This is a genomic window from Streptomonospora arabica (assembly GCF_039531585.1).
GTDB classification, from domain to species: domain Bacteria; phylum Actinomycetota; class Actinomycetes; order Streptosporangiales; family Streptosporangiaceae; genus Streptomonospora; species Streptomonospora halophila.
On the sequence record NZ_BAAAQI010000008.1, the window covers coordinates 143976 to 167055 of the forward strand.

General features: G+C 73.2%; 19 protein-coding genes. 13 read left to right on the forward strand and 6 right to left on the reverse strand.

Features of this window, described 5'->3' with window-relative positions:
- The first annotated feature begins 359 nt into the window (after positions 1 to 359).
- The 4 genes from ABD284_RS15295 (at position 360) to ABD284_RS15310 (ending at position 6242) form a co-directional block, all read left to right on the forward strand.
- A complete protein-coding gene (locus tag ABD284_RS15295) occupies positions 360 to 1358 on the forward strand; it encodes an ABC transporter permease (protein ID WP_344143751.1) in 999 nt (332 codons plus the stop codon).
- Positions 1359 to 1438: 80 nt separating this feature from the next.
- Positions 1439 to 3193, forward strand: coding sequence for an ABC transporter substrate-binding protein (locus tag ABD284_RS15300; protein WP_344143753.1), 1755 nt, complete (start codon positions 1439 to 1441; stop codon positions 3191 to 3193).
- Positions 3194 to 3328: 135 nt separating this feature from the next.
- Positions 3329 to 4345, forward strand: coding sequence for an ABC transporter permease (locus ABD284_RS15305; RefSeq protein WP_344143755.1), 1017 nt, complete (start codon positions 3329 to 3331; stop codon positions 4343 to 4345).
- Positions 4346 to 4418: 73 nt separating this feature from the next.
- Complete coding sequence (locus ABD284_RS15310) at positions 4419 to 6242, forward strand: ABC transporter ATP-binding protein (RefSeq protein ID WP_344143758.1); 1824 nt, start codon at positions 4419 to 4421, stop codon at positions 6240 to 6242.
- 78 nt (positions 6243 to 6320) lie between these two features.
- On the opposite strand, the gene ABD284_RS15315 is transcribed toward ABD284_RS15310, so the two are convergent.
- Complete coding sequence (locus ABD284_RS15315; RefSeq protein ID WP_344143760.1) at positions 6321 to 6911, reverse strand: hypothetical protein; 591 nt, start codon at positions 6909 to 6911, stop codon at positions 6321 to 6323.
- A gap of 159 nt (positions 6912 to 7070) precedes the next feature.
- Here ABD284_RS15315 and ABD284_RS15320 point away from each other — a divergent pair, with 159 nt between their 5' ends.
- Positions 7071 to 8513: a sensor histidine kinase gene (locus tag ABD284_RS15320; protein ID WP_386699664.1), complete on the forward strand. Its 1443-nt coding sequence runs from the start codon at positions 7071 to 7073 to the stop codon at positions 8511 to 8513.
- Positions 8510 to 9208 (forward strand): response regulator, encoded by a 699-nt coding sequence (locus ABD284_RS15325; RefSeq protein ID WP_344143764.1) that lies wholly within the window; start codon positions 8510 to 8512, stop codon positions 9206 to 9208. Before ABD284_RS15320 ends, ABD284_RS15325 begins: the two co-directional genes overlap by 4 nt.
- Positions 9209 to 9393: 185 nt before the next feature.
- Here the strand turns inward: ABD284_RS15325 and ABD284_RS15330 are convergent, their stop codons facing one another.
- On the reverse strand, positions 9394 to 10077 hold the full coding sequence (locus ABD284_RS15330; RefSeq protein WP_344143767.1) for a TetR/AcrR family transcriptional regulator C-terminal domain-containing protein: 684 nt from the start codon (positions 10075 to 10077) through the stop codon (positions 9394 to 9396).
- Positions 10078 to 10218: 141 nt separating this feature from the next.
- Here ABD284_RS15330 and ABD284_RS15335 point away from each other — a divergent pair, with 141 nt between their 5' ends.
- Complete coding sequence (locus ABD284_RS15335) at positions 10219 to 10614, forward strand: hypothetical protein (RefSeq protein ID WP_344143769.1); 396 nt, start codon at positions 10219 to 10221, stop codon at positions 10612 to 10614.
- Between the two features lie 92 nt (positions 10615 to 10706).
- Positions 10707 to 11069, forward strand: a complete 363-nt coding sequence (locus tag ABD284_RS15340) for a GntR family transcriptional regulator (RefSeq protein ID WP_344143771.1) — start codon at positions 10707 to 10709, stop codon at positions 11067 to 11069.
- A 19-nt stretch (positions 11070 to 11088) separates the two neighbouring features.
- Here ABD284_RS15340 and ABD284_RS15345 read toward each other — a convergent pair whose 3' ends face one another.
- The 3 genes from ABD284_RS15345 to ABD284_RS15355 form a co-directional block, all read right to left on the reverse strand.
- Positions 11089 to 11532 (reverse strand): hypothetical protein, encoded by a 444-nt coding sequence (locus tag ABD284_RS15345; RefSeq protein WP_344143774.1) that lies wholly within the window; start codon positions 11530 to 11532, stop codon positions 11089 to 11091.
- Between the two features lie 213 nt (positions 11533 to 11745).
- The gene (locus ABD284_RS15350) at positions 11746 to 13074 is read right to left on the reverse strand and encodes an RNA polymerase sigma factor (protein WP_344143776.1); all 1329 of its coding nucleotides are present in this window, start codon (positions 13072 to 13074) and stop codon (positions 11746 to 11748) included.
- A 388-nt stretch (positions 13075 to 13462) separates the two neighbouring features.
- On the reverse strand, positions 13463 to 14659 hold the full coding sequence (locus ABD284_RS15355) for an AMP-binding protein (protein WP_344143779.1): 1197 nt from the start codon (positions 14657 to 14659) through the stop codon (positions 13463 to 13465).
- Between the two features lie 213 nt (positions 14660 to 14872).
- On the opposite strand from ABD284_RS15355, the gene menB reads away from it, so the two are divergent.
- The 4 genes from menB to ABD284_RS15375 all read left to right on the forward strand — a co-directional run bounded on the left by menB (position 14873) and on the right by ABD284_RS15375 (position 19792).
- Entirely contained in the window at positions 14873 to 15727 is an 855-nt protein-coding gene (gene menB / locus ABD284_RS15360) for a 1,4-dihydroxy-2-naphthoyl-CoA synthase (RefSeq protein WP_344143781.1), read from the forward strand.
- A 132-nt stretch (positions 15728 to 15859) separates the two neighbouring features.
- A complete protein-coding gene (locus ABD284_RS15365) occupies positions 15860 to 16813 on the forward strand; it encodes an o-succinylbenzoate synthase (RefSeq protein WP_344143784.1) in 954 nt (317 codons plus the stop codon).
- A gap of 417 nt (positions 16814 to 17230) precedes the next feature.
- On the forward strand, positions 17231 to 18952 hold the full coding sequence (menD, locus tag ABD284_RS15370) for a 2-succinyl-5-enolpyruvyl-6-hydroxy-3-cyclohexene-1-carboxylic-acid synthase (RefSeq protein ID WP_344143786.1): 1722 nt from the start codon (positions 17231 to 17233) through the stop codon (positions 18950 to 18952).
- 57 nt (positions 18953 to 19009) lie between these two features.
- On the forward strand, positions 19010 to 19792 hold the full coding sequence (locus ABD284_RS15375; RefSeq protein ID WP_344143788.1) for a cupin domain-containing protein: 783 nt from the start codon (positions 19010 to 19012) through the stop codon (positions 19790 to 19792).
- Positions 19793 to 20006: 214 nt separating this feature from the next.
- Here the strand turns inward: ABD284_RS15375 and ABD284_RS15380 are convergent, their stop codons facing one another.
- Positions 20007 to 21281 (reverse strand): isochorismate synthase, encoded by a 1275-nt coding sequence (locus ABD284_RS15380; RefSeq protein WP_344143790.1) that lies wholly within the window; start codon positions 21279 to 21281, stop codon positions 20007 to 20009.
- Positions 21282 to 21487: 206 nt separating this feature from the next.
- Between ABD284_RS15380 and ABD284_RS15385 the strand changes: the two genes are divergently transcribed.
- Positions 21488 to 23077 carry a glycoside hydrolase family 10-like protein gene (locus tag ABD284_RS15385; RefSeq protein WP_386699663.1) on the forward strand — a complete coding sequence of 530 codons (1590 nt, stop codon included), beginning with the start codon at positions 21488 to 21490 and terminating at the stop codon, positions 23075 to 23077.
- Positions 23078 to 23080 lie beyond the last annotated feature (3 nt).

A 23080-nucleotide genomic window follows, 5' to 3' on the forward strand; every position in this document is an offset into this window, starting at 1 on the left:
TCTGGCATCGCTGCGCAACGTCAGTTCGCGCCGAGTGACGGATCTGTGGTGCTGACGTCACGATTGGGATACATCGCCGGATATTGGACGTTCGGTGCTGAATTGCGGCGTACATTAATCGCCGTGCCGCGTCGGGCCGACGGTAACGGTGCATATGTCCACGGTTTACGGGTTCGACGGTCACGTCCGTCACACACGGGCCATGGAGTCACCCTCCGCGGCACGTGCCAGCACGGAATCCAGGCGTGCGCGCACACCGGTCGCGCCGTCGCACGGGTGTGCCGGGTATCGCCGGCGAATCCGAACGGAGAAGACTGTGCCGCCGCACAGAGCGGGACTAGTGGGGGAGTAGTGGTGCTATGACCGCGCCTTTGGACGTACCGGGCGGGGCCGAGGAGGCCCATCCCGACGCGGTCGCCCAGAAGGGCGGCGTGCGCGACCGCGGCCGGTCCCTGGGCCAGATCGCCTGGATGCGGCTCCGCAAGGACAAGGTCGCGATGACCGGCGGCGCCTTCGTCGTCCTGATGGCGTTCGTGGCGCTGTTCGCGCCCGTGATCGTCGGCCTGTTCGGCCATCCGCCGAACCAGTGGAACCGGGAGATGATCGACCCCGCCCTCGGCATGCCCCTCGGCGGCATGGGCGGCATGAGCGGCGACTACCTCTTCGGCGTCGAGCCGGTGACCGGACGCGACGTCTTCAGCCGCATCGTCTACGGCGCCCGGATCTCCATGCTCATCGGCTTTCTGGCCACCCTCGTCTCGGTGGTCCTCGGTACGATCATGGGCATCATCGCCGGCTACTTCGGCGGCTGGGTCGACGCCGCGATCAGCCGCCTGATGGACATCTTCCTGGCCTTCCCGCTGCTGCTGTTCGCCATGGCGCTCGTGGGCGTGCTGCCCGACGCCGCGTTCGGCCTCCAGGACCAAGCCCTGCGCATCGCGATCCTGGTGTTCATCATCGGGTTCTTCAACTGGCCCTACATCGGCCGCATCATCCGCGGCCAGACGCTGAGCCTCCGCGAACGCGAGTTCGTCGAGGCGTCGCGCAGCCTCGGGGCGAGCAACCTCTACATCCTGCGCAAGGAGCTGCTGCCGAACCTGGTGGCGCCCATCCTGGTGTACTCCACTCTGCTGATCCCCACCAACATCCTCTTCGAGGCCGCGCTGTCCTTCCTCGGCGTGGGCGTCGAGCCGCCCACGGCCACGTGGGGCGGCATGCTCTCCGAAGCGGTCGACTACTACGACTCCGCGCCGAACTTCATGCTCGCCCCCGGTCTGGCGATCTTCCTGACGGTGCTGGCGTTCAACCTCTTCGGTGACGGTCTGCGCGACGCGCTCGACCCCCGCACCCAGTCCTGACCCCACCATGAATCACCCCAGGTGTCCGAGCACCCGATCGGTGCCCGCACCACTGTTCGCGTAGAGAAAGGCAAACGCCAGTGAGCAAGAAATGGCTGGGCCTCGCCGCCGCCGGCACATCGGTGGCGATGCTCCTGACCGCCTGCGGAGGCGGCGGTGGAAACGACAACGGCGGTAGCAGCGACATCTCCGTCGACGACTCCGCAATCAGCAGCATCGTCGACAAGAGCACGGAGCAGGGCGGCACCCTCAAGTACGCCCACTCCGACCAGTTCGACTCGCTGGACCCCGGCAACACCTACTACGCCGCCAACTGGGACTTCACGCGCTACTACGCGCGCACCCTGGTGACCTACCCCCAGAAGCCGGGCGACAAGGGCCAGGAGCCGATCCCGGACATGGCCACCGACCTCGGCGAGGTCAGCGACGACGGCCTGACCTGGACCTACACCCTCAAGAAGGGCCTGAAGTTCCAGGACGGCTCCAAGATCACGTCCGAGGACGTGAAGTACGCCATCGCGCGCAGCAACTTCGCCCCCGAGGTGCTGAACAAGGGCCCGAACTACTTCTTCCAGCTGCTGGACGCCGGCGGTTACGAGGGTCCCTACAAGGACGACAACCTCGACAACTTCAAGGGCGTCACCACCCCCGACGACCGGACGATCGAGTTCCACCTCAAGAAGCCGTTCGCGGAGTTCGACTACCTGGCCGCCATGCCGCAGACGGCTCCGGTGCCGGCCGACGCCGACACCGGTGACCAGTACCAGACCAACGTCGTCTCCAGCGGGCCCTACAAGTTCGAGAGCGAGTGGACGCCCGGCCAGCAGCTCAACCTCGTCCGCAACGAGGAGTACGACCCCGAGACCGACCCCCTGACCCGCAACCGCCCGGACAAGGTCCAGGTGCAGTTCAAGCAGGAGGAGAACGACCGGGACAAGCGCCTGATCAACGGCGACCTGCACGTCGACGTCGCCGGCCTGGGTGTCGAGGCCTCCGCCCGCCAGGACATCCTGCGCAGCGAAGAGCTGAAGGCCAACGCCGACAACCCGCAGACCGGGTTCCTGCTCTACTTCGCGATCAACCCCAACGTGAAGCCCTTCGACAAGAAGGCCTGCCGCGAGGCGATCCTCTACGCCGCCGACAAGACCGCCATGCAGGGCGCCTGGGGCGGCTCCATCGCCGGCGACATCGCGACCAACATGCTGCCGCCCTCGATCCCGGGCTACAAGGACATCGACCCCTACGGCACCAAGGGCCACAAGGGCAGCAAGAAGAAGACCGAGGCCGCCCTCGAAGAGTGCGGCATGCCCGACGGCTTCTCCACCAACATCTCCTACCGCTCCGACCGCGACAAGGAGAAGAAGACCGCCGAGGCCCTGCAGCAGGCCCTGCAGAAGTACGGCATCAAGACCGACCTGAAGGGCTACCCGGCGGGCACCTACACCAGTGAGCAGGCGGGCTCGCCGGAGTTCGTCAAGCGCGAGGAGCTGGGCATCATCGCCTACGGCTGGGGTGCCGACTGGCCCTCCGGCTACGGCTTCATGTCGCAGATCATGCACGGCGACTCCATCAAGCCGGCCGGCAACTCCAACCTCTCCGAGCTGGACGACCCGGAGGTCAACGAGCTCCTCGACGAGGCCGCGGTCACCGAGGAGCCCGCGGCCCGCGAGAAGATCTACGCCGACGTCAACGCCCTGGCGATGGAGTCGGCCACGTTCCTGCCCTACCTGAACCAGAAGGCGCTGCTCTACCGGCCCGAGAGCCTGAGCAACGTCTACTTCAGCGAGGCGTACAAGATGTACGACTACTCCGCGCTGGGGCTGGAGCAGAACTAGCACCCCCGGTCGGCCCCCGCCGCGCGCGGGGGCCGACCCCGGTCCGAGATCGGGCGCGGGCAGCCACAAGCCAGCCCGCGCCCCCGGCATACCTCACTCGTGTAGCAAGGCAGGTGAAGGCTTCGGCCGCCCGCTGTGATCCGATACATTTTCCGCCGCCTGGCCGCGGGCGTCGTCCTGCTGCTCGTGGTCACCATGGTCGTCTTCGCGATCTTCTTCCTGGTGCCCCGGCTCGCCGGCATCGACTCCGACGCTCTGGCGGCCCGCTACATCGGCAAGTCGCCCAGCCCCGAGGCGATCGCCGCGGTCAAGGAGCGGCTGAATCTGGACGAGCCGATCACCGTGCAGTACTGGGAGTTCGTCTCCGGACTGGTGATGGGCCAGGAGTACGACAGCGGGACCGACGTCATCCACTGCGACTCCCCGTGCTTCGGCTACTCCTTCAAGACCAACACCGAGGTCTGGCCGCAGCTGCTCGACCGGTTGCCGGTGACCGGCTCCCTCGCGATCGGCGCCGCCGTCATCTGGGTGGTCGCCGGCGTGTCCATCGGCGTGCTCTCCGCTCTGCGCCGCGGCTCCGCGCTGGACCGCGCCGCGATGATGACCGCGCTGGCCGGGGTGTCGCTGCCGATCTTCTTCACCGGTCTGGTGTCCCTGGCGCTGTTCAGCTACTACTGGCCGATCTTCCCGCCGGGCGGCAGCTACACCGACTTCACCGCCAACCCGCTGGCGTGGGCGCACGCCCTCGTCCTGCCGTGGATCACCCTGGCGTTCCTCTACGCCGCGATGTACGCGCGGCTGACCCGCGCCGGGATGCTCGACACCATGGGCGAGGACTTCATCCGCACCGCCCGCGCCAAGGGGCTGCCCGAGCGCAAGGTCGTCACCAAGCACGGCCTGCGCGCCGCGCTGACTCCCATCATCACCATCTTCGGCCTGGACTTCGGCCTCATGCTGGGCGGCGCGGTGCTCACCGAGAGCACGTTCTCCCTACCCGGACTGGGCAAGTTCGCCGTCGACGCGATCCGCGGCAACGACCTGCCGGTGGTCCTGGGGGTCACCATGTTCACCGCGGTGTTCGTGGTCGTCTGCAACCTGATCGTCGACGTGCTCTACGCCTGGGTCGACCCCCGCGTGCGCGTGGGCGTCTGAGGCAGGGGAGGCGAGCATGTCGAGTACCGCAAACACGCACACAACGGCGAAACGCACCGAAGGTGAGGCGGCCATGACCGATCCGGTCGTCAGCGTCAACGATCTGCGGATCACATTCCCCACCCTGGAGGGCCGGATCACCGCGGTCGACGGGATCTCCTTCGAGGTCCCCAAGGGTGGCGCGATCGGCATCGTCGGCGAGTCCGGGTCCGGCAAGAGCGCAACGTCCCTGGCACTGATGGGTCTGCACCGCGGCACCAACGCCGACGTCACCGGGGACATCACCGTCACCGGCAAGAACCTCGGCACCGCGAGCGACACCGAGGTGCGCGACATGCGGGGCAACGACATCGCGATGGTCTTCCAGGACCCGATGTCGTCGCTGCACCCGCAGTACACCATCGGCAACCAGCTCATCGAGGCGCTGAAGGTGCACCGCCCCGGCGTCTCCAGCGCCGACGCCCGCAAGCGCGCGGTCGAGTCGCTGGACCGGGTGGGCATCCCCAACGCGGCCAAGCGCATCAACTCCTACCCGCACGAGTTCTCCGGCGGCATGCGCCAGCGCGCCCTGATCGCCATGGGCCTCATGTGCGACCCGACGGTGCTCCTGGCCGACGAGATCACCACCGCCCTCGACGTCACCGTCCAGGCCCAGATCCTGGACCTGCTCGACGATCTGCGCAGCGACCTCGGCATGTCGCTGATCCTGGTCAGCCACGACCTCGCGGTGGTGGCGGGCTCGGTCGACGAGGTGCTGGTGATGCAGAACGGCGACATCGTCGAGCGCGGCGACGTGCGCCGCGTGCTGGCCGATCCGGAGCACCCCTACACCAAGTCGCTGCTGGCGGCGGTGCCGCGGGTGGACATGTCCCGCGCGCAGCGCCGCGCACAGGTGCGCGCCGAGCGCGAGCAGCCCGCCTCCGAGGGGCTGGGTGAGCAGGCGAAGAAGGCGCACGAGGCGCGCCGGCGCGCCGGCGCCGCCGACGGCGGTTCCGCCCAGCAGCGCACCGGGGCCACCGCCAAGCCCGAGAAGAGCGACGAGTCCGCGGACGCGCCGCTGCTGTCGGTGCGCAACGCCCGCATGAGCTTCAAGGTCCGCGGCGGCCTGCTGGGGCGGGCCAGCGACTTCTACGCCGTCGACGACGTCTCCTTCGACCTGCACCAGGGCGAGACGCTGGGCATCGTGGGCGAGTCCGGCTCCGGCAAGAGCACCCTCTCGCGGATGATCACCCGGCTGCTCACCCCCACCTCCGGGCAGATCCTCTTCGAGGGACGCGACATCACCCGGCTGGCCGAGCGCAAGCTGCGCCCGCTGCGCCGCGACATCCAGATGATCTTCCAGAACCCGTACTCGTCGCTGAACCCGCGCGTGACCATCGGCGACAGCATCGGCGCCGGACTGCGGGTGCAGGGCGAGAACAACACCAAGGAGATCCAGCGCAAGGTCCAGGAGCTGCTGGAGCGCGTCGGGCTGGAGGCCTCGCACTACAACCGCTTCCCGCACGCGTTCTCCGGCGGTCAGCGCCAGCGCATCGCCATCGCCCGCGCCCTCATCCTGCGGCCCAAGCTGGTCATCTGCGACGAGCCGGTCTCGGCGCTGGACGTCTCGACCCAGGACCAGGTGCTGCGCCTGCTGGACGAGCTCCAGGACGACTTCGACCTGACCTACATCTTCGTCGCCCACGACCTGGCCGTGGTCCGCCAGGTCAGCGACCGGGTGGCGGTCATGCGCAAGGGCGAGGTCGTCGAGCTGAACGACAGCGACGCCGTCTACGAGGCGCCCCAGCACGACTACACCCGCGAGCTGCTGGCGGCGGCCCCGGTCCTCGACCCGGTCGAGGCCAAGAAGCACCGCGCGCGCCGCGCCGAGCTGCGCCACCGGTCCACGGCGGCCTAGCCGCCCACGACCGCGCACGCGCCGCGGCGTGCGGGCTCCGCTGCCCGCACGCCGCGGCGCACGCGGGTGCGCTCGGTGTCAGCTCCGGCTCCCGGCGCGCCGATCGGCCGCCGCGCCGGGGCTCTGCCCGTCCTTCCGCCGCGAGCGCGCCGCCTCTCCGATGACCCACACGGAGATCAGGGTGTGCCCGGCCAGCACCACGCGCACGATGGCGAACGAGTCCTGCAGCGCCGCTGTGCGCTCGGCGTCGCCGACGAACAGGATCAGCCCGGCCAGCACGCCCGCGCCGATCGCGCAGGCCGCCACGCACCGCAGCCACGCCGCCGCCTCGCGCCGCACCGCCGGCGCGCCGGCCTTGGGCGGGCGCGGGGGAGGCGGGCCGCCGGCGAAGCGGTGGGCGAAGCGCACGTCCGCCCACTGGATGACGGTGTGGCCGTAGGCAACGGTGAAGCCCAGGTACAGCGCACCGAAGCCGTGGGAGCGGTCGGCCGTGCCGCCCAGGCTCAGATGGACGGCGATCACCGCCAGCAGGACCACGTCCAGTACCGGCACGAGCAGCAGCAGTACGGTGCTCAGCCGCGTGGCGCGCGCCAGGTAGCGGGCCGCCAGCCCGCCCACCACGAACACCCAGAACAGCGCCTCGACCGCCAGGATCGCGCCTGTGACCATGCTTCCCCCGTCCTCGCGGAACCCGGCTTCGCGGCCCGGCGGGTACCGGGACCGGGCGGCCTCCAGCATGCGGGCGCACCCGGCGCGGGCGGATCGTCGGCGGCGGGGAGATCGTCCTACCACCTTCGATGTACGCATCCGCGCCCGCCGCGTGCTGGGATGGGAGCCGTGAGAGGACGACTGCCGGGCCGCGAGCTGCTCGACCGCCCGATCCTGGGCGGACGCGCCTACCTCGGCAGCGCCCTGTGGGCCGCATTCCTGTTCGCCCTGGGCGCGGCGCTGTGGGGCGTGGGCGCCTACACCCACCGCGACGGCGGTCTCGACCCGCGGTGGATGCTGGTCACCCTGGCCGTCAGCTGCACACTCGTGGTCTTCCGCCGCACGGCCCCCGGGGCGGTCCTGGCGGCGGCGACCCTCGTGCTGGCGGCCGACGCGGCCGTGGGGCCCTCCAGCGCCGTGGTCATCAACTACGGGGAAGCGCTTTACGCGGCGTGCGTCTGGGGGCGGCGCAGGCTCGCCAACGGCGTGCTGGCGGCCGTGTGCGCCGGCGGGGCCGTCGTGTTCGCGCTGCTCGTGTTCGCCGCGGCCAACGGCGCCCTGCGCGGCGGACCGCTGGTGATCGCACAGGGTATCGGGCTGTACGTGCTGGGCTTCGGCAGTCCGACGATCAGCGGGACGAGCGTGCGCGAGCACCGGCTGCGCACAAGCCTGGAGCGCGAGCGGGCGCGCCGGATCGAGCAGATGGCCGAGCTGGACCGCCGCCACGCCGTGGCCGAGGAGCGCGGGCGGGTGGCGCGCGAACTGCACGACGTGGTCGCCAACCACCTCAGCGCCGTCGCCGTCCAGTCGACGGCGGCGCTGTCCATGCGTGAGTCCGACCCCGAGCGGACCCGCCGCATCCTGGGCGTGATCCGCGACAGCAGCCTGCGGGGCCTCACCGACCTGCGGGCCATGATCGGGGTGCTGCGCGGTGCGCGGGAGGCACCGGAGCTGGAGGCGGTTACCCCCCGGCTGGCCGACGCCGACCGCCTGCTGGCCGACGCACGGGAGGCCGGGCTGGAGATCGACGTCGCCTGGACCCGGCGCGACCGCCCGCTGCCGCAGCGCGCCGACTCCGCGGCCTACCGGGTGCTGCAGGAGTCGCTGACCAACGCCATGCGCTACGCCGACCCGATGCGGGTCGAGGTCGTCGTGGACTTCTCCGAGGGCGGCTTTGGCGCCGGGGACGGCACAGGAGGCGGCCACGGCCCGAGGGGCGGCGTGAGCGGCGGCGGGGACCTGCTGCTGCTGACGGTCAGCAACGGCCTCGCCGGGCGGGGCGCGCGCGAGCCCGGAGTGCTCGACGGCCACGGCGCGGGCGCGGGGCTGACCGGGATGCGCGAGCGGGTGCAGCTGCTCGGCGGCCGGTTCAGCGCCGGCCCGGTGGACGGGCGGGTCTGGCGCGTGCGCGCCGAGATCCCGCTCGCACCCGACGAGCGGCGGCCCGGGGTGGGCCGGCGGGCGCCGGTCGGCGGGGCGGACCCGGTGGAGCGCCCGGGCGGCGCGGATACGGCGGAGGGTGCGGCCGGCGGCCGCACCGGCGAAGGGGGCGGTGTGCGGTGATCCGTGTCGTGGTGGCCGAGGACCAGTGGGCGGTGCGCTCGGGCCTGGTGATGATCCTGGAGTCCGCGCCCGACATCGAGGTGGCCGCCGAGGCCGCCGACGGCGAGCAGGCGGTGGCGGCGGCCCGCCGCACCGGCTGCGACCTCGTGCTGATGGACGTGCGGATGCCGCGCAAGGACGGGATCGCGGCCACCCGTGAGCTGGTCGGCACGGGCACCGACGTGCTCATCCTGACCACCTTCGACCTCGACGAGTACGTGTTCGGCGCGCTGCGCGCCGGTGCCGCGGGGTTCCTGCTGAAGAACGTCGACGCTGACGGCCTGATCGAGTCGGTGCGGGTGGTCGCGCGCGGCGAGGGCATGATAGCCCCGGCCGTGACGCGCCGGCTCATCCGGGAGTTCGCGGGCGCGCCTACCGCCGGCGCGCCCGCCGAGCGCGCGGATACGCCCGGGGACAGGTCCGACCCGGGCGGGTGGGAGCGCCCGGCCGCGTCCGCCCTGGCGGAGCTGACGCCCCGCGAACGCGAGGTGCTGGCCTGTGTGGGCGAGGGCCTGTCCAACCGCCAGGTCGCCCGGCGCCTGGGAATCACCGAGCCGACCGCCAAGACCCACGTCAGCCGGGTCCTGGCCAAGCTCGGCCTGCGCAGCCGCGTGCAGGCGGCCATCGCCGCTCAGGAGCGGGGCCTGGCGCCTTGACCTGGCGGGCGGCGGATGCGGCCCCTGGCGGCGGTCGGCGGGGCGGCGCTGCCGGACCCCTCCGAGCCGCTCCAGCGAACCCGGGCGGAAAGCCGAGGGCGCCCCGGCCGCGGGCCGTCGACGAGCCCGCTCCGACGCGGCCGCGTCGGCGCCGCCGGGCGGCGCTCGCGGACGGGGGAGGAGGACTAGGGGCGCAGTGAGTGCAGGAGGGCGTCGAGGCCGTCGGTGAACCGCCGCTCGGGGTCGAGCCGCACCCCCTCCAGCGCCGCCGCGTGCGGGAACCGGCCGTCGACGGTCGCCGGGTCCCGGGCCGGCAGGCCGTCGGCGCGGACCTCGTGGATGACGGCGCCGGTCACGTAGGAGTCCAGCGCCGCGGCGGCCTGGACGACCCGGTCGCCGCTGAGCCCGGCTTCGGCGAAGGCGGCGTAGTGCAGCTCCAGCGTGCGCAGGGCGGCCTCGGTGTCGGGGCGGCGGTGGATGAACAGGGGCAGCGCCTGGGCGTGGGCCAGGAGTGCGCGGCGGTAGTCCAGCGCCCACTCCCGCAGCCGCTCGTCCCACGGGCGCCCGTCGGCCGGGGCGCCGTCCTCCTTTGCGGCCCCGGCGGTGCTCTCGCCGTCCTCACCGGGGTCCGCGGCCTCCTCTCCGGCCGCGCCCGGCTGCCCGCGGGTCACGTCGCTGATATGGGCGACGATCGCGTCGAAGAGCTGCTCCTTTCCCAGCGGGAAGTGGTGGTAGACCGCCATGGCCTCCACCTCCAGGGCGTCGCCCAGGCGGCGCATGGTCAACCGGCGCAGGCCCTGGCCGTCGATGATGCGCAGGGCCTCGCTGATGATGCGGTCGGCGCTGAGGCCGGCGTTGTTTCGGCTCACGTCCCGATCCTAGGATTACTATGTAAAGGCGGCGCCGGAGACACGGGCGCGCTCGCCAGGTGATCTTGCCCACCTCTAGAGTGGGATGGCCGATAAGCTCGGCCCGTCCCCTGACCACCCGATCACACCACGGGAGCGAATATGGCCCTGCTGAAGCGGAAGCCCGACGACACCGCGCGCAAGCAGCACTCCGAGGACCGGACCCGGGCCGAGCGGCTTCCGGAGCTGATCCGCGAGGTCGCCGCGGCCGAGGAGCGGCTCTTCGAGGCGCAGCGCTCCGACGCCGCGATCGAGGAGCTGCACCGCCGCGGCGTCGCGCTGGACACCGCACTGACCGAGGCGATGCGCGCCGCCTACGCGCACGAGCGGGTGCTGATCGGCCCGCGCGGCTACACCGACCGGATCCACCGCCGCAAGCGGCTGGCCACACCCGAGGTGCGCCACGCCACCGAGACCGCCGAGCGGCTGCTGACCGCTCGCGAGAACCACCGCCTGCACGGAGTCGAGCGCCTGCCGCGGAGCCCCGTGGCGGGCTGACGACGTGCGCGCCTTGCGTACCGGTGGGAGGATCGGAGCAGGCGTTGCGCGCACGCCGGAGGTACCGCAGGTTACAGGGAGTGGGGGCGAGGATGCCGGACGCGATCCGGATCGACCCGACGTCGAAGGTTCCCCCGTATGAGCAGATACGGGCGGCGGTGGCCAACGCGGCCGCCAAAGGCGAGCTGCCGGTCGGCTACAAGCTGCCGACGGTGCGGGCGCTGGCCGAGACCCTCTCCGTCGCCGTGAACACCGTCGCGCGCGCCTACCGCGAGCTCGAGCAGGCCGGCGTGGTCGAGACCCGCGGCCGCTCGGGCACCTACATCGCCGCCGACGGCGACGCCCAGCGCGCCGAGGCGGTCTCGGCGGCCCGCAGCTACGCCGACGTCATCGCCAAGCTCGGGCTGGACCCGACGGAGGCGCTCGACATCGTCCGCGCGGCGCTGCGCGGCTGAGGAGCCCCTGCGCCTCCGGTCAGCGCCGGATTCCGATGACGCTGACCAGATAGAACAGCAGGGTCCCCACCCAGGCCAGGATGACTCCGGGGGCGCCCATGAAGCTGCCGGCGATCGCGGACAAGGGGATCACGAAGCACATCCCCAGCAGTCCCATGACCAGGCGCGGGTCGGACCACGCCCGATCGTTGCCGTCCGGGGTGCGGCCCGGGGCCTGCGCGTCGCCCCCCGTCTCGGCGAGGCGGTGCCCGACCCGCTCGTCGACGGCCCTGTCGAGCCGTTCCACGATCGCGGCGGCGATCGCGTCGTCGTAGTCGGGGCCCAGTTCCCGCGCGGCCCGCAGCGAGTCCGCGATGTCGGCGCCGGGAGCACCGGCGCCGGCGCCGCCCGTGGGAGCGGGTGCGGGGGAGTCGGCGGTCGGGGGCGCGGAGCGGGCGGTCGCGGGGGATATGTCGTCGGCCATGTCCACATAGTCTCCCGCGGCGGGGCGATCGGCACCCCTTCGGCGGGAAGTCGGGGGGAACATCAGGGGTCCCCTGACACGGACGCGGGGCCGGGCCCGGCCCCGCCGGGTCCGCCCCCGCGCGGGCGCGGTGCGCGCAAAGACCCCGTGCCCGCACGAGGGCGGGCACGGGGTCAGGGTCGGGCCTGACGCGGGCGGCGACAGGCGGGCCGGTCAGCTCGCGAAGTCGAGCAGCTGCTGGGCGCGGCTCGGGTGCCGCAGCTTCGACAGCGACTGCTTCTCCAGCTGCCGGATGCGCTCGCGGGTCAGACCGAGGTGTTTGCCGATCTCGTCCAGGGTGCGCGGGCGGCCGTCCATCAGTCCGAACCGCAGCGACATGATGGTCGCCTCGCGCGGTTCGAGGTCGTCCAGCGCACGGCGGAGCTGGTCGGCCATCAGCTGGCGGTCGACCACCTCGGAGGCCTCCGAGGCGTCGATGTCCTCGATGAGATCGCCTATACGGGTCTCGCCGTCCTCCCCGATGGTCGAGTCGAGGCTGATGGGCTGACGGGTGACCCGCAGCAGCTCCTCGATCTGGGTCGGGGTCTTGTCCAGCTCCTTGGCCAGCTCCTCCGGAGTGGGCTCGCGGCCCAGGGTCTGGTGCATGTCCCGCTCCAGCCGGCTCACCTTGCTGAGCAGCTCCAGGACGTGCACGGGCAGCCGGATGGTGCGGGCCGAGTCGGCGAAGCCGCGCTGTATAGCCTGGCGGATCCACCACATGGCGTAGGTGGAGAACTTGAAGCCCTTGGTGTAGTCGAACTTCTCCACGGCCCGGATCAGGCCCAGGTTGCCCTCCTGGACCACGTCCAGCAGCGACATGCCGCGGTCGCTGTACTTCTTGGCGACCGATACGACCAGCCGGAGGTTGGCCTCCAGCATGTGCTGCTTGGCGCGCCGGCCGTCCTCGGCGATCTCGGTGAGGTCCTCGTGCTCGGCCTCGGTGAGGTCCTCGGGACCGGGGGAGTCCTCGATGGTGCCCAGGCGGTACTCGGCGTAGAGCCCGGCCTCGATCCGCTTGGCGAGGTCGACCTCCTCCTCGGCCGTCAGCAGCTGGCGCCGGCCGATAGCCTTGAGGTAGGTGTGGACGGAGTCGCCCATCGCCGGAGACTGGTCGTCGAGGTCGGCCTCGGGGCCCTCCGGCTCGTGGGCGGGCGAGGGCAGTGTTTCGCTATCCTCGGACTTGGCCTCGGCGGCCTCCCGGGGTGCGGTGTCGAGAGCCTCCTCGAGCGCTTCGTCCTCGGCGTCGGCGTCGACGGACTCCACCGCGGCGTCGCCGCCCCCGTTGGCGAGCCGCACGCCGGCGTCGGCGAGTTCACGCAGGATGGAGCGGCCGTCGGCCGGGCTGATGCCCGCCGCGGAGAACGCGGCGCGAAGCTCCCCAAGGGACAGGTGTCCCTGGGAGCGCCCCCTGGTGATCAGCTCGTCCAGAGACGCGGACGCGACATCCTTGCCGTCTGCGGTCTCCGCCACCGTGGGAGAAGTGGCTAGGGCAGTGCGCGACATGAAGGCACCTCCCTCCCTTCCAAGACGTCAGGCGCGTGGCGGTATGGAGTCCGCCGTGTTCGCACGCCACTATGTCTAACGTGTCAGAGAGTCAAATGTTCCCGGTCTCGATTGGATCTCGCGGGACGTGGTCTGGCTCACGACCCGATGCGGCGCAGGCGGCTCCGTCGAGCTGGTAAGGACGTCCGCGGACAACGCCCGATGTGCTGCGAGCGGCGCAGCGGCGTCCGCGGGGCCGGTGCCGGCCGTTCCGCACCGCCGACCTCCTTCGCGAGGGGTTGGATTCGGTGCCTTGGTAGACGCCTGTCCGGCGTGCGAAGTTCCCCCATGAGGCGGATCCGTTACGAAAGATCGCGGTCACCGATCATCCTGCCCGCGGGCGAACGCGTCAATCTCGCTGTACAGGGCCCCGGCGCAGGGCGGCGAGATCGGTCTTTCCCGAGGTCAGCTGGGGGAGACTGGTGCGGATCTCCACCTCGTGCGGTGCGGCGTAGCGGGGCATGCGGGCGCCCACCCACGTGCGGACCTCCTCCAGGCCGGGCGGGGCAGCTGGGTCGGCGGGGACGACGACCGCGGTCACGCGCTCGCCCCACTCGGAATCGGGGCGGCCCACCACGGCGGCGTCGGCGACGGAGTCCATCTCCATCAGCAGTGCGGCGACCTCGGCGGGGACGACCTTGTGGCCGCCGGTGTTGACCACGTCGTCCAGCCGCCCGCGCACGGCCAGCCGCCCGTCGCCGTCGAACCGTCCCAGATCGCCGGTGCGCAGCCACCGCGTGCCGTCCGCGTCCCGCTCGACGGCGGCGGCGGTGGCCTCGGCGTCCAGCCGGTAGCCGGCGAAGAGGACCGGCCCGCCCAGCAGGATGCGGCCGGTGTCGTCGAGGCGCACGCCCACGCCGTCCAGCGGTTCGCCGTCGTAGACGCATCCGCCGCAGGTCTCGCTCATGCCGTAGGTGGTGACGACCCGGCCGCCGGCGGCGCGCGCCGCGGCCAGCAGGCCGGGTCGGGCGGCGGCGCCGCCGACCAGCACGGCGCCGAAGCGCGACAGGTCGGCGCCCGCGTCCACCAGCCGGTGCAGCTGGGTGGGCACCAGCGAGACGTGCGGGCGGTGCCGGTCGGCGGCGAGCAGGGCCGTCTCGGTGGCGAAGGGCTGGATGAGCGGCTCGGCGCCGGCGACCAGGGAGCGCACCAGCACCAGCAGCCCGGAGATGTGGGCGTGCGGCAGCACGCACAGCCACCGGTCGCCGTTCCGGGCGCCGATGCGCCGCAGTGAGGCGCGGGCCGATGCCAGCAGGGCCGGGGCGGTCAGCTCCACGCCCTTGGGCGTGCCGGTCGAGCCGGAGGTGGCGATGGTCAGCGCGACGTCCTCGCCGGTGCCGCGGGCCCCGGCCAGTTCGGTGACGCCCTCGGGGGTGCGCAGCGATGCGGGCCGCATCGCCGCCAGGACGGACTCCAGGCGCGGCCGCGGCAGCGCGGGGTCGAGCGGCAGCAGGGCCGGGCCGTGCCCGTTCAGGGAGTCGCGGAGCAGGTCGGTGAGCAGTGCGGGCTCCAGGCCCAGCACCGCCTGAAGCGGTCGGTTCGCCACGTCCGCCAAGGTTAGCGCCGCCCACCGGAGTGCGCGGAGCCGGGGCCGCCGCGGGTGCGCCGGGATTGCGGCGAAAGCGGTGGTGGGCCGTGCTCCGGTGCGTGCCGGAGCGATTAGGGTTGGCCTCCGACGGGTCCGGGCGCGGAAGCGGCCCTGTGCCGCCGCGCCGGCCGGCCGGACCCTCGGCCCCAGCCGGAAAACGCAGTGAAGGAGATGACGGCAGTCGTGAGTGGCGTGGAGTGGCAGCGGTCGGGCGAGTACGCCGACATCATCTACGAGACCGCCGAGGGGATCGCCAAGATCACGATCAACCGGCCCGAGCGCCACAACGCGTTCCGGCCGCAGACCCTCTTCGAGCTCCAGGACGCCTTCAACGCCGCGCGCGACGACTCCCGGGTCGGCGTGATCATCTTCACCGGCGCCGGCGACAAGGCGTTCTGCTCCGGCGGCGACCAGAAGATCCGCGGGGACGACGGCTACATCGGCTCGGACGACGACGCCGTGGCCCGCCAGGGCATCGGCCGGTTGAACGTGCTCGACCTGCAGGTGCAGATCCGGCGCCTGCCCAAGCCGGTCATCTGCATGGTCGCCGGGTACGCCATCGGCGGCGGCCACGTGCTGCACGTCTGCTGCGACCTGACCGTCGCCGCCGACAACGCCAGGTTCGGCCAGACCGGTCCCAAGGTCGGCTCCTTCGACGGCGGGTACGGCTCGTGGCTGCTGGCCCAGACGGTGGGACTGAAGAAGGCGCGCGAGATCTGGTACCTCTGCCGTCAGTACTCCGCCGAGGAGGCGCGCGAGATGGGGCTGGTCAACACCGTCGTCCCGCTGGAGCGGCTGGAGGAGGAGACCGTCGCCTGGGCCCGGGAGATGCTCGAGAAGTCCCCGCTGGCCCTGCGCATGGTCAAGGGCGCGATCAACACGGTCAGCGACGGGGCGGCGGGCATGCAGCAGTTCGCCGGCGACGCGACGATGCTCTACTACATGAGCGAAGAGGCCCAGGAGGGCCGCGAGGCCTTCAAGGAGAAGCGGCGCCCGGAGTTCGACCGCTTCCCGCGCCGCCCCTAGGAGGCGTGCGTCCGCACCGGCGCCGCGCGAGGGCCGGCGGCCGGACGGTGCGGACCCGGGATCGCGGCCGGGCGCCGGGTCCCGGCGGCCCGGCACACACGAGCAGGCAGGCACACCCCGGCGGGAGGCGGTTTGGGCCACAGCGGCACGGCCGAGGCGCGCGCATACGCGATACCCATGCGCACCCGGTTCCGGGGGCTGGACGTGCGCGAGGGACTGCTGGTGCGCGGGCCGGCGGGCTGGGGCGAGTTCTCGCCCTTCCCCGAGTACGGGCCCCCCGAGTGCGCCCGGTGGTGGGCGGCCTGCCGCGAGGCCGCCGACCTGGGCTGGCCCGCCCCCGTGCGCGACCGGGTCCCCGTCAACGCCACGGTCCCCGCTGTGGGGCCCGAGCAGGCGGCCCGCATCGTGGCCGAGGGCGGGTGCTCCACGGCCAAGGTGAAGGTCGCCGAGGCCGGGCAGGGCCCGGCCGACGACATCGTGCGGGTCGAGGCGGTGCGCGACGCGATCGGCCCCGGCGGCAGGGTGCGCATCGACGTCAACGGCGGCTGGGACGTCGACACCGCGGTGCGGATGCTGGCCGAGCTGGCGCGGTTCGACCTGGAGTACGTGGAGCAGCCCTGCGCGAGTCTGGAGGAGCTGGCGCAGGTGCGCCGCCGCAGCCGGGTGCCCGTCGCCGCCGACGAGTCGATCCGGCGTGCCGAGGACCCTGTGCGGGTGCGCGCCGCCGGCGCCGCCGACATCGTCGTGCTCAAGGTGCAGCCGCTGGGCGGCGTGCGGTCCGCGCTGGAGGTGGCCGCGGCCTGCGGCCTGCCGGTGGTGGTCTCCAGCGCCGTGGAGACCTCGGTCGGCCTGGCGGCCGGCGTGGCGCTGGCCGCGGCGCTGCCCGAGCTGCCCTACGCCTGCGGCCTGGCGACGATGCGCCTGCTCGAAGCCGACGTCACCGCCGATCCGCTGCTGCCCGAGGACGACGGCTGCATCCCGGTGCGCCGGCCCGCGGTCGACGAGCACCGGCTCGCCGCCGTCGAGGCGGGAACCGAACCCTGGCTGCGCCGGGCCCGGGCCGCCGAGCACGCCGGGCGCCGGTGAGCGGCCCCGGTCCGCGGGCGGGCGGAGATTGACCGAGTTTTTCCGCTCCCCCGGTTGAACGCGTGAGATCGGGTACCCCCTTCGGAGAGGAAGGCGCGCCGCGCCGACGGGGGAGGGGGACGACGAGGCGGAGCAGTGCGCCCCGGCGCCTCCGCCGATTCCGGCAGCGCGGGTATGGCGATTCCGGTCACACTCGGGGTGGTTCTTCGGCCTGGGAGGACGAACACCGAGCCGCGGTCCGTTGCACGACGCGAGACCCGGCGTTTACGTCGCGCCGACACGGTCCGGACGCCTTCCGGCGCGCCGCGGCGCCGAGCCGGCCGATGCGCGGGCGGGCGTACCGTTTCGCGGACCCGGGGCGGGGCCCCGGCGGGTGCGCCGACACTTGTCCACACTTTGACGAACTAGAGAGACCGCATGAACCCGTCTACCGCTCTGGCGCGCGTCCTCGTCGACGAACTGGCCCGGTGCGGGCTGTCCGAGGCCGTCGTCGCGCCGGGGTCGCGCTCCACTCCGCTGGCGCTGGCCCTGGCCGCCCACCCGGACGTCCGCGTGCACGTCCGGGTCGACGAGCGGTCGGCGGCCTACCTCGCCGTCGGCCTGGCCCGCACACAGCGCCTCCCGGCCGCACTGGTGTGCACCTCGGGGACCGCGGCGGCCAACTTCCACCCCGCCGTGCTCGAGGCCGACGAGAGCGGCGTGCCGCTGCTCGTCCTCACCGCCGACCGCCCCCCGGAGCTGCGCGGCACCGGCGCCAACCAGACGGTGGACCAGATCGGCCTGTTCGGCTCGGCCGTGCGGATGTTCACCGAGGTGGGCACCCCCGAACCGGTCGCGGGCATGACCGCCTACTGGAGGTCGCTGGCCTGCCGCGCGTGGTCGGCGGCCGGCACGGAGCGCCCCGGGCCCGTGCACCTCAACCTCGCTTTCCGCGAGCCGCTCGTGCCCGAGACGGCGCTGCCCGCGCCGGGCGAGTCCCCGTCGGCCGCCGACCCCGTCGCCGAGGCCCTGGCGGCCGCCGACGACTGGCCGGAGCCGCTGATCGGGCGCCCGTCGGGACGGCCGTGGATCGCGCGGCACGCGGCGCCCCGCGGCCCCGAGCCGGTGGAGCTGCCGGCGGTGGAGCGCGGTGTGGTGGTCTGCGGCGACGGCGACTACGACCCGATCCCCTACCTCGCCCTGGCCGCGCAGACCGGCTGGCCGCTGCTGGCCGAGCCCACCTCCAACGCGCGCCGCGGCGACGCGGTCTCGGCCTACCGCCATCTGCTGGCCTCCCCCCGGTTCGCGGCCGAGCACGAGCCGGAGCTGGTGGTGACCGCGGGGCGCCCCGGGCTCTCGCGCCAGCTGCTGGCCTACCTGGGCCGCGCCGAGCGGCACTTCGCGGTGGGCACGGGCCGCTTCGCCGACCCCGTGCGCACCGCCACCGACACGGTCCCGGCCGTCGCCGCGCCCGCCGGCGCCCGGCCCGACACCGGATGGGCGCGCTCCTGGCAGGAGGCCGAGCGCCGGGCGCGCGCCGCGGTCGACGGCGTCCTCGATGCCGAGGAGGCCCTCAGCGAGATCCGCCTCGCGCGCGACCTGGCCGCTCAGGCCCCCAACGGCACGCTGCTGTTCGCCGGGTCGAGCATGCCCATCCGCGACCTCGACGCGGCGATGAGCGCGCGGTGCGGCGCGCGGATCATCGGCAACCGCGGGGTCAGCGGGATCGACGGCACGGTCTCCTCTGCCGTAGGCGCGGCGCTGGCCCACCAGCGCGCGGGCGGCGGAGGCGGCTACGCGCTGCTGGGCGACCTGGCGATGCTGCACGACCAGAACGGCCTGGTGCTGGGCCCCGGCGAGCCGCGCCCGGACCTGGCCCTGGTGGCGGTCAACAACGACGGCGGCGGCATCTTCTCCGGCCTCGAACAGGCCGGCCACCCCCGCTTCGAGCGGCTGTTCGGTACGCCGCACGGGGTCTCGATGGAGCGGGTGGCCCAGATGGCCGACGTGCCCTACACGCACCTGGAGTGGGCCTCCGACCTGCCCAAGGCGCTGCTGGGGGAGGGGCTGCGGATCGTCGAGGTGTGTACCGGCCGCGCCGACTCCGCCGCGCTGCGCCGCACCGTGCAGCAGGCCGTCGAGGCCGCGCTGGAGGACTGAGCCCCGCCCCGCCGCGCCCGCTCCGGGCGCGGCGCCGCTCTGCTAGCTTTGCCCACCATGCGGTATTTGTTGCACATGACGGACTTCGCCACCTGGCGCGACGGCGAAGGGGCGATCGCGCCGGCGTCGCTGGCAACCGAGGGGTTCGTGCACGCCTCACCCGACGACGCCACGGTCCTCGCCGTCGCCAACGCCCTCTACTCCGAGACGGCCGAGCCCCAGGCGGTCCTGGTCCTCGACACCGAACGGCTGGACGCCGAGGTGCGGTGGGAGGCCGCGTCACCGGCCCCGCCGCCGGGCGTGGCCGCCGACGCCCTGTTCCCGCACATCTACGGACCCGTCCCGCGCGAGGCGGTGGTCGGCGTGCGCTATCTGCGCCGCGACCCCCGGGGCGTGTTCGTCTCGGTCGATCAGCGGGGCGCCACAGCCGAGCGGCTGGACCTGCTGCCCCATCCCGAAGGCGGGTGGTTCGGCGAGACCTGGCGCGCCGCGGTCCGGGTGCGGCCCGAGGGCTACCCGGGCGAGCGCTCCACCGCCACCGGAATCCACTTCCTGCTCAACCCCGGCGAGCGGTCGCGCTGGCACCGGGTGCGCTCCGACGAGATGTGGGTCTTCAACCGCGGCGGGCCGCTCGCGCTGTCCCTGGGCGGCAGCGGGGAGCGCCCCGAGCAGGAGCGGACCCTGACCCTGGGCACCGACATCCACGGCGGGCAGGTGCTGCAGGCGCTCGTCCCGGCCGGCACCTGGCAGGCCGCGCATCCGCTGGCCGACCAGGAGGCGCTGGTCAGCTGCTTCGTCTCGCCCGGCTTCGACTTCGCCGACTTCGAGGCCGTCGACTAGGGGCGTGTTCGACGGGTCCCTCCGTTGCGGGCGGCGCACGCGGGTGCGGCCCCGGGCCCGGGGCGCGAAGCGCCGCTCTTCCGGCGCGGCTGCGATAGAGGCCGCCCCCCGCCGACGCAGGAGAGCGCGGTGGGAGTGGTGCCGGGGCTCCGCGCAGGAGGACAGCCACCCGTCGAACACGCCCCCGGGGCGTATCCGGTCGGGGCGGGGTACCTCAGTCGGTCAGGGCCTCGCGCATGACCCGCAGCTTGGACTCGGACTCGGCGACCTCGGCCCGCGGGTCGGAGCCCGAGACGATGCCGCAGCCGGAGAACAGCCGCGCTTGGCGGTCCCGGACCTGGGCGCAGCGCAAGGCGATGCCGAACTCGCCGTTGCCCGCGCCGTCGATCCAGCCGACCGGGCCGGCGTAGCGGCCGCGGTCCATGCCCTCCAGCTCGCGGATCATCTCCACGGCCGCCGCCGTGGGCGTACCGCCGACGGCGGCGGTGGGGTGCATCGCCGCCACCACGTCCAGGGTCGAGACCCCCGGCCGCAGGCGGGCCCGGGTGGGCGAGGCGAGGTGCTGGACGTTGGCCAGCCGCAGCAGCCGGGGCCGCTCGGGCGCCTCCACCGCGTCGCACAGGGGGGCGAGCGTGGCGCGCAGCGAGTCGATCGCGTACCGGTGCTCCTCGCGGTCCTTGGCCGACTCCTCCAGCTCCGCCGCCAGGCGCGCGTCCTCCTCGGGCGAGGCGCCGCGCGGGCGGGTGCCGGCCAGCACCAGAGAGGCGACCTCGTCGCCCTCGCGGCGCAGCAGCAGTTCGGGGGTGGCGCCGACCATGCCGTCCACCGAGAACGTGTAGCAGTCCGGGTAGTCGCGGGCCAGCCGCGCGAGCAGGGTGCGGACGTCGACGGGGCGCTCGGCCGCGGCGACGACGTCGCGTGCCATCACCACCTTCTCCAGCTCCCCGGCGCGGATGCGCTCGACCGCGGCGCCCACGGCGGCGCCCCACGCGTCGGCGGACAGCACTCCCGCGCTCCACGACAGCGGACCCACGGGCGCGGGCGCGGAGACGTCCGGACGCGGATCCCCGCCGGGCGGCCCGCCGGCGGGGGCGGCCGTGGTGATCCAGGACCGGCCGCCGCGCCGGCCCACGACCACGCGCGGCACGATCAGCGCGGAGCCGCCGGAGCGCGCGTCGAAGGTGAAGCCGCCGAAGGCCACCGGGCCGCTTCCGGGCACCCGCACGCCGTCGTCGACCTCGGCGCGGTCCATCAGGCGCCGCAGCGCCCGGGCCGCCTCAGCGAAGCGGGCGGTGCCCTGCGCCGCGGCCTCGGCGGGCAGGTCGACGCGGGCGGCCTCGCCCCAGCCGACCAGCCCCTCGCCGCGGCGCAGCCACGCCAGCGGCGCGGCCGCGGGCAGGCGCGCGAGGAGGTCGCCGTCCTCCTCCAGCGGCGCTGTGCGCACGGCCAGACTCGGCTGCTGGTTCGGTGTGGCCCTCACAACGGCCAATCCTAGGTTCTTGCGGTCCCAAACCCGACCGTGACCGGCGGTTTACCCGATATGCGGTCGAAACCGCTCGCGGTCCGCCGCGCGGCGCCGCGGCCGTGCCGTGATCGGTCTCGGCCGAAAGTGACACGCCGGTCAACGCCGCCCCGTATTCTTGTCAGCAATGTCTAAAGAGGATTGACCGGGAGGTAAAGGGACATATGCGACGGATGCTGCTCGGCATTGCGGCCGCGGCCGCCACGATGCCGCTGCTGGGCGCCTGCGTTCCCTGGTCCGCCCCCGGCCCCGGCCAGGACGCCGCCTCGCCGCAGGCGCGGGGCACCATGCCCGTCCCCGACGACTGCACCGCCGACCCCGCCCATCCCAAGCGCCAGATGCGCGGCGCCTGGATCGCCAGCGTCCGCAACATCGACTGGCCCTCCGAGGCCGGGCTGGACCGGGAGGAGCAGCAGCGGGAACTGCGCGACATGCTCGACCGCGCCCAGGGCCTCGGCCTCAACGCCGTCTTCCTGCACGTGCGCCCCACCGCCGACGCCCTCTACTCCTCCGCCAAGGAGCCCTGGGCCCGCTACCTCACCGGCGAGCAGGGCGGCGACCCCGGCTACGACCCGCTCGCCTTCGCCGTCGAGGAGGCCCACCGGCGCGGCATCGAGCTGCACGCCTGGTTCAACCCCTACCGGGTCGGCTGGAAGGACCCCGACCTGGAGAACCTCGACCCCGACCACCCGGCGCGCAAGCACCCCGGCTGGCTGATCGAGTACGCCGACCAGGGCTACCTGGACCCGGGCAACCCCGACGTGCGCGAATGGGTCGGCGACGTCGTCCTCGACGTGGTCGACCGCTACGACATCGACGGGGTCCACTTCGACGACTACTTCTACCCCTACCCCGCCGAGGGCGAAAAGTTCGACGACGACCGCAGCTTCAAGCGCCACGGCGGCGATTTCGACAGCCGCGCCGACTGGAGGCGCGACAACGTCGACACCCTCGTCTCCGAGGTCGACGAGCGCATCCAGCAAACCAAGCCCTGGGTGCGGTTCGGGATCTCGCCCTTCGGCATCTGGCGCAACGCCGACAGCGACCCCGCCGGCTCCGACACCGAGGGACTGGAGTCCTACAGCGCCCAGTACGCCGACACCCTGGCCTGGATCCGCGACGGCACCGTCGACTACATCGTGCCCCAGCTCTACTGGCCGCGCGGATACGACGTCGCCGACTACGCCGAGCTGGTCCCCTGGTGGTCCGAACAGGTCTCCGGCACCGGCGTCGACCTCTACATCGGCCAGGCGGCCTACCGCGTCGGCGAGAAGGGCTTCCGCGGCCGCGGCGCGCTGACCCGCCAGCTCGAGCTCAACGCCCAGCACGGCGAGGTCGGCGGCGACCTCTACTTCTCCATCAGCGACCTGACCGGCCGCGCCGAGAAGGCCATGGGCGCCGTGGGCGAGGAGTACTACAGCCGGCCGGCGCTGCCGCCGGCGGCCGACTCCGGCGGCCGCTCCGCACCCGCGCTCGTCACCGAGCTCGACGCCGAACGGACCTCCTCCGGCGAGGTCCGACTGAGCTGGAACAAGGTCAAGGGCGCCCGGTTCTACGCCGTGTACCGGGTCCCCGGGGAGGGCGACGACCCCTGCGCCCTCGCCGACGCCTCGCACCTGCTCGCCGTCACCGGCGCCGACGCGGAGCGCGCCTTCACCGACACCGACCCCGCCGAGGGCCCGGTCCGCTACCACGTCACCGTGCTGGACGACTACCGCGCCGAAAGCGCCCCCGGACCCGCCGCCCGGCTCTCCCCCGGATAGGCC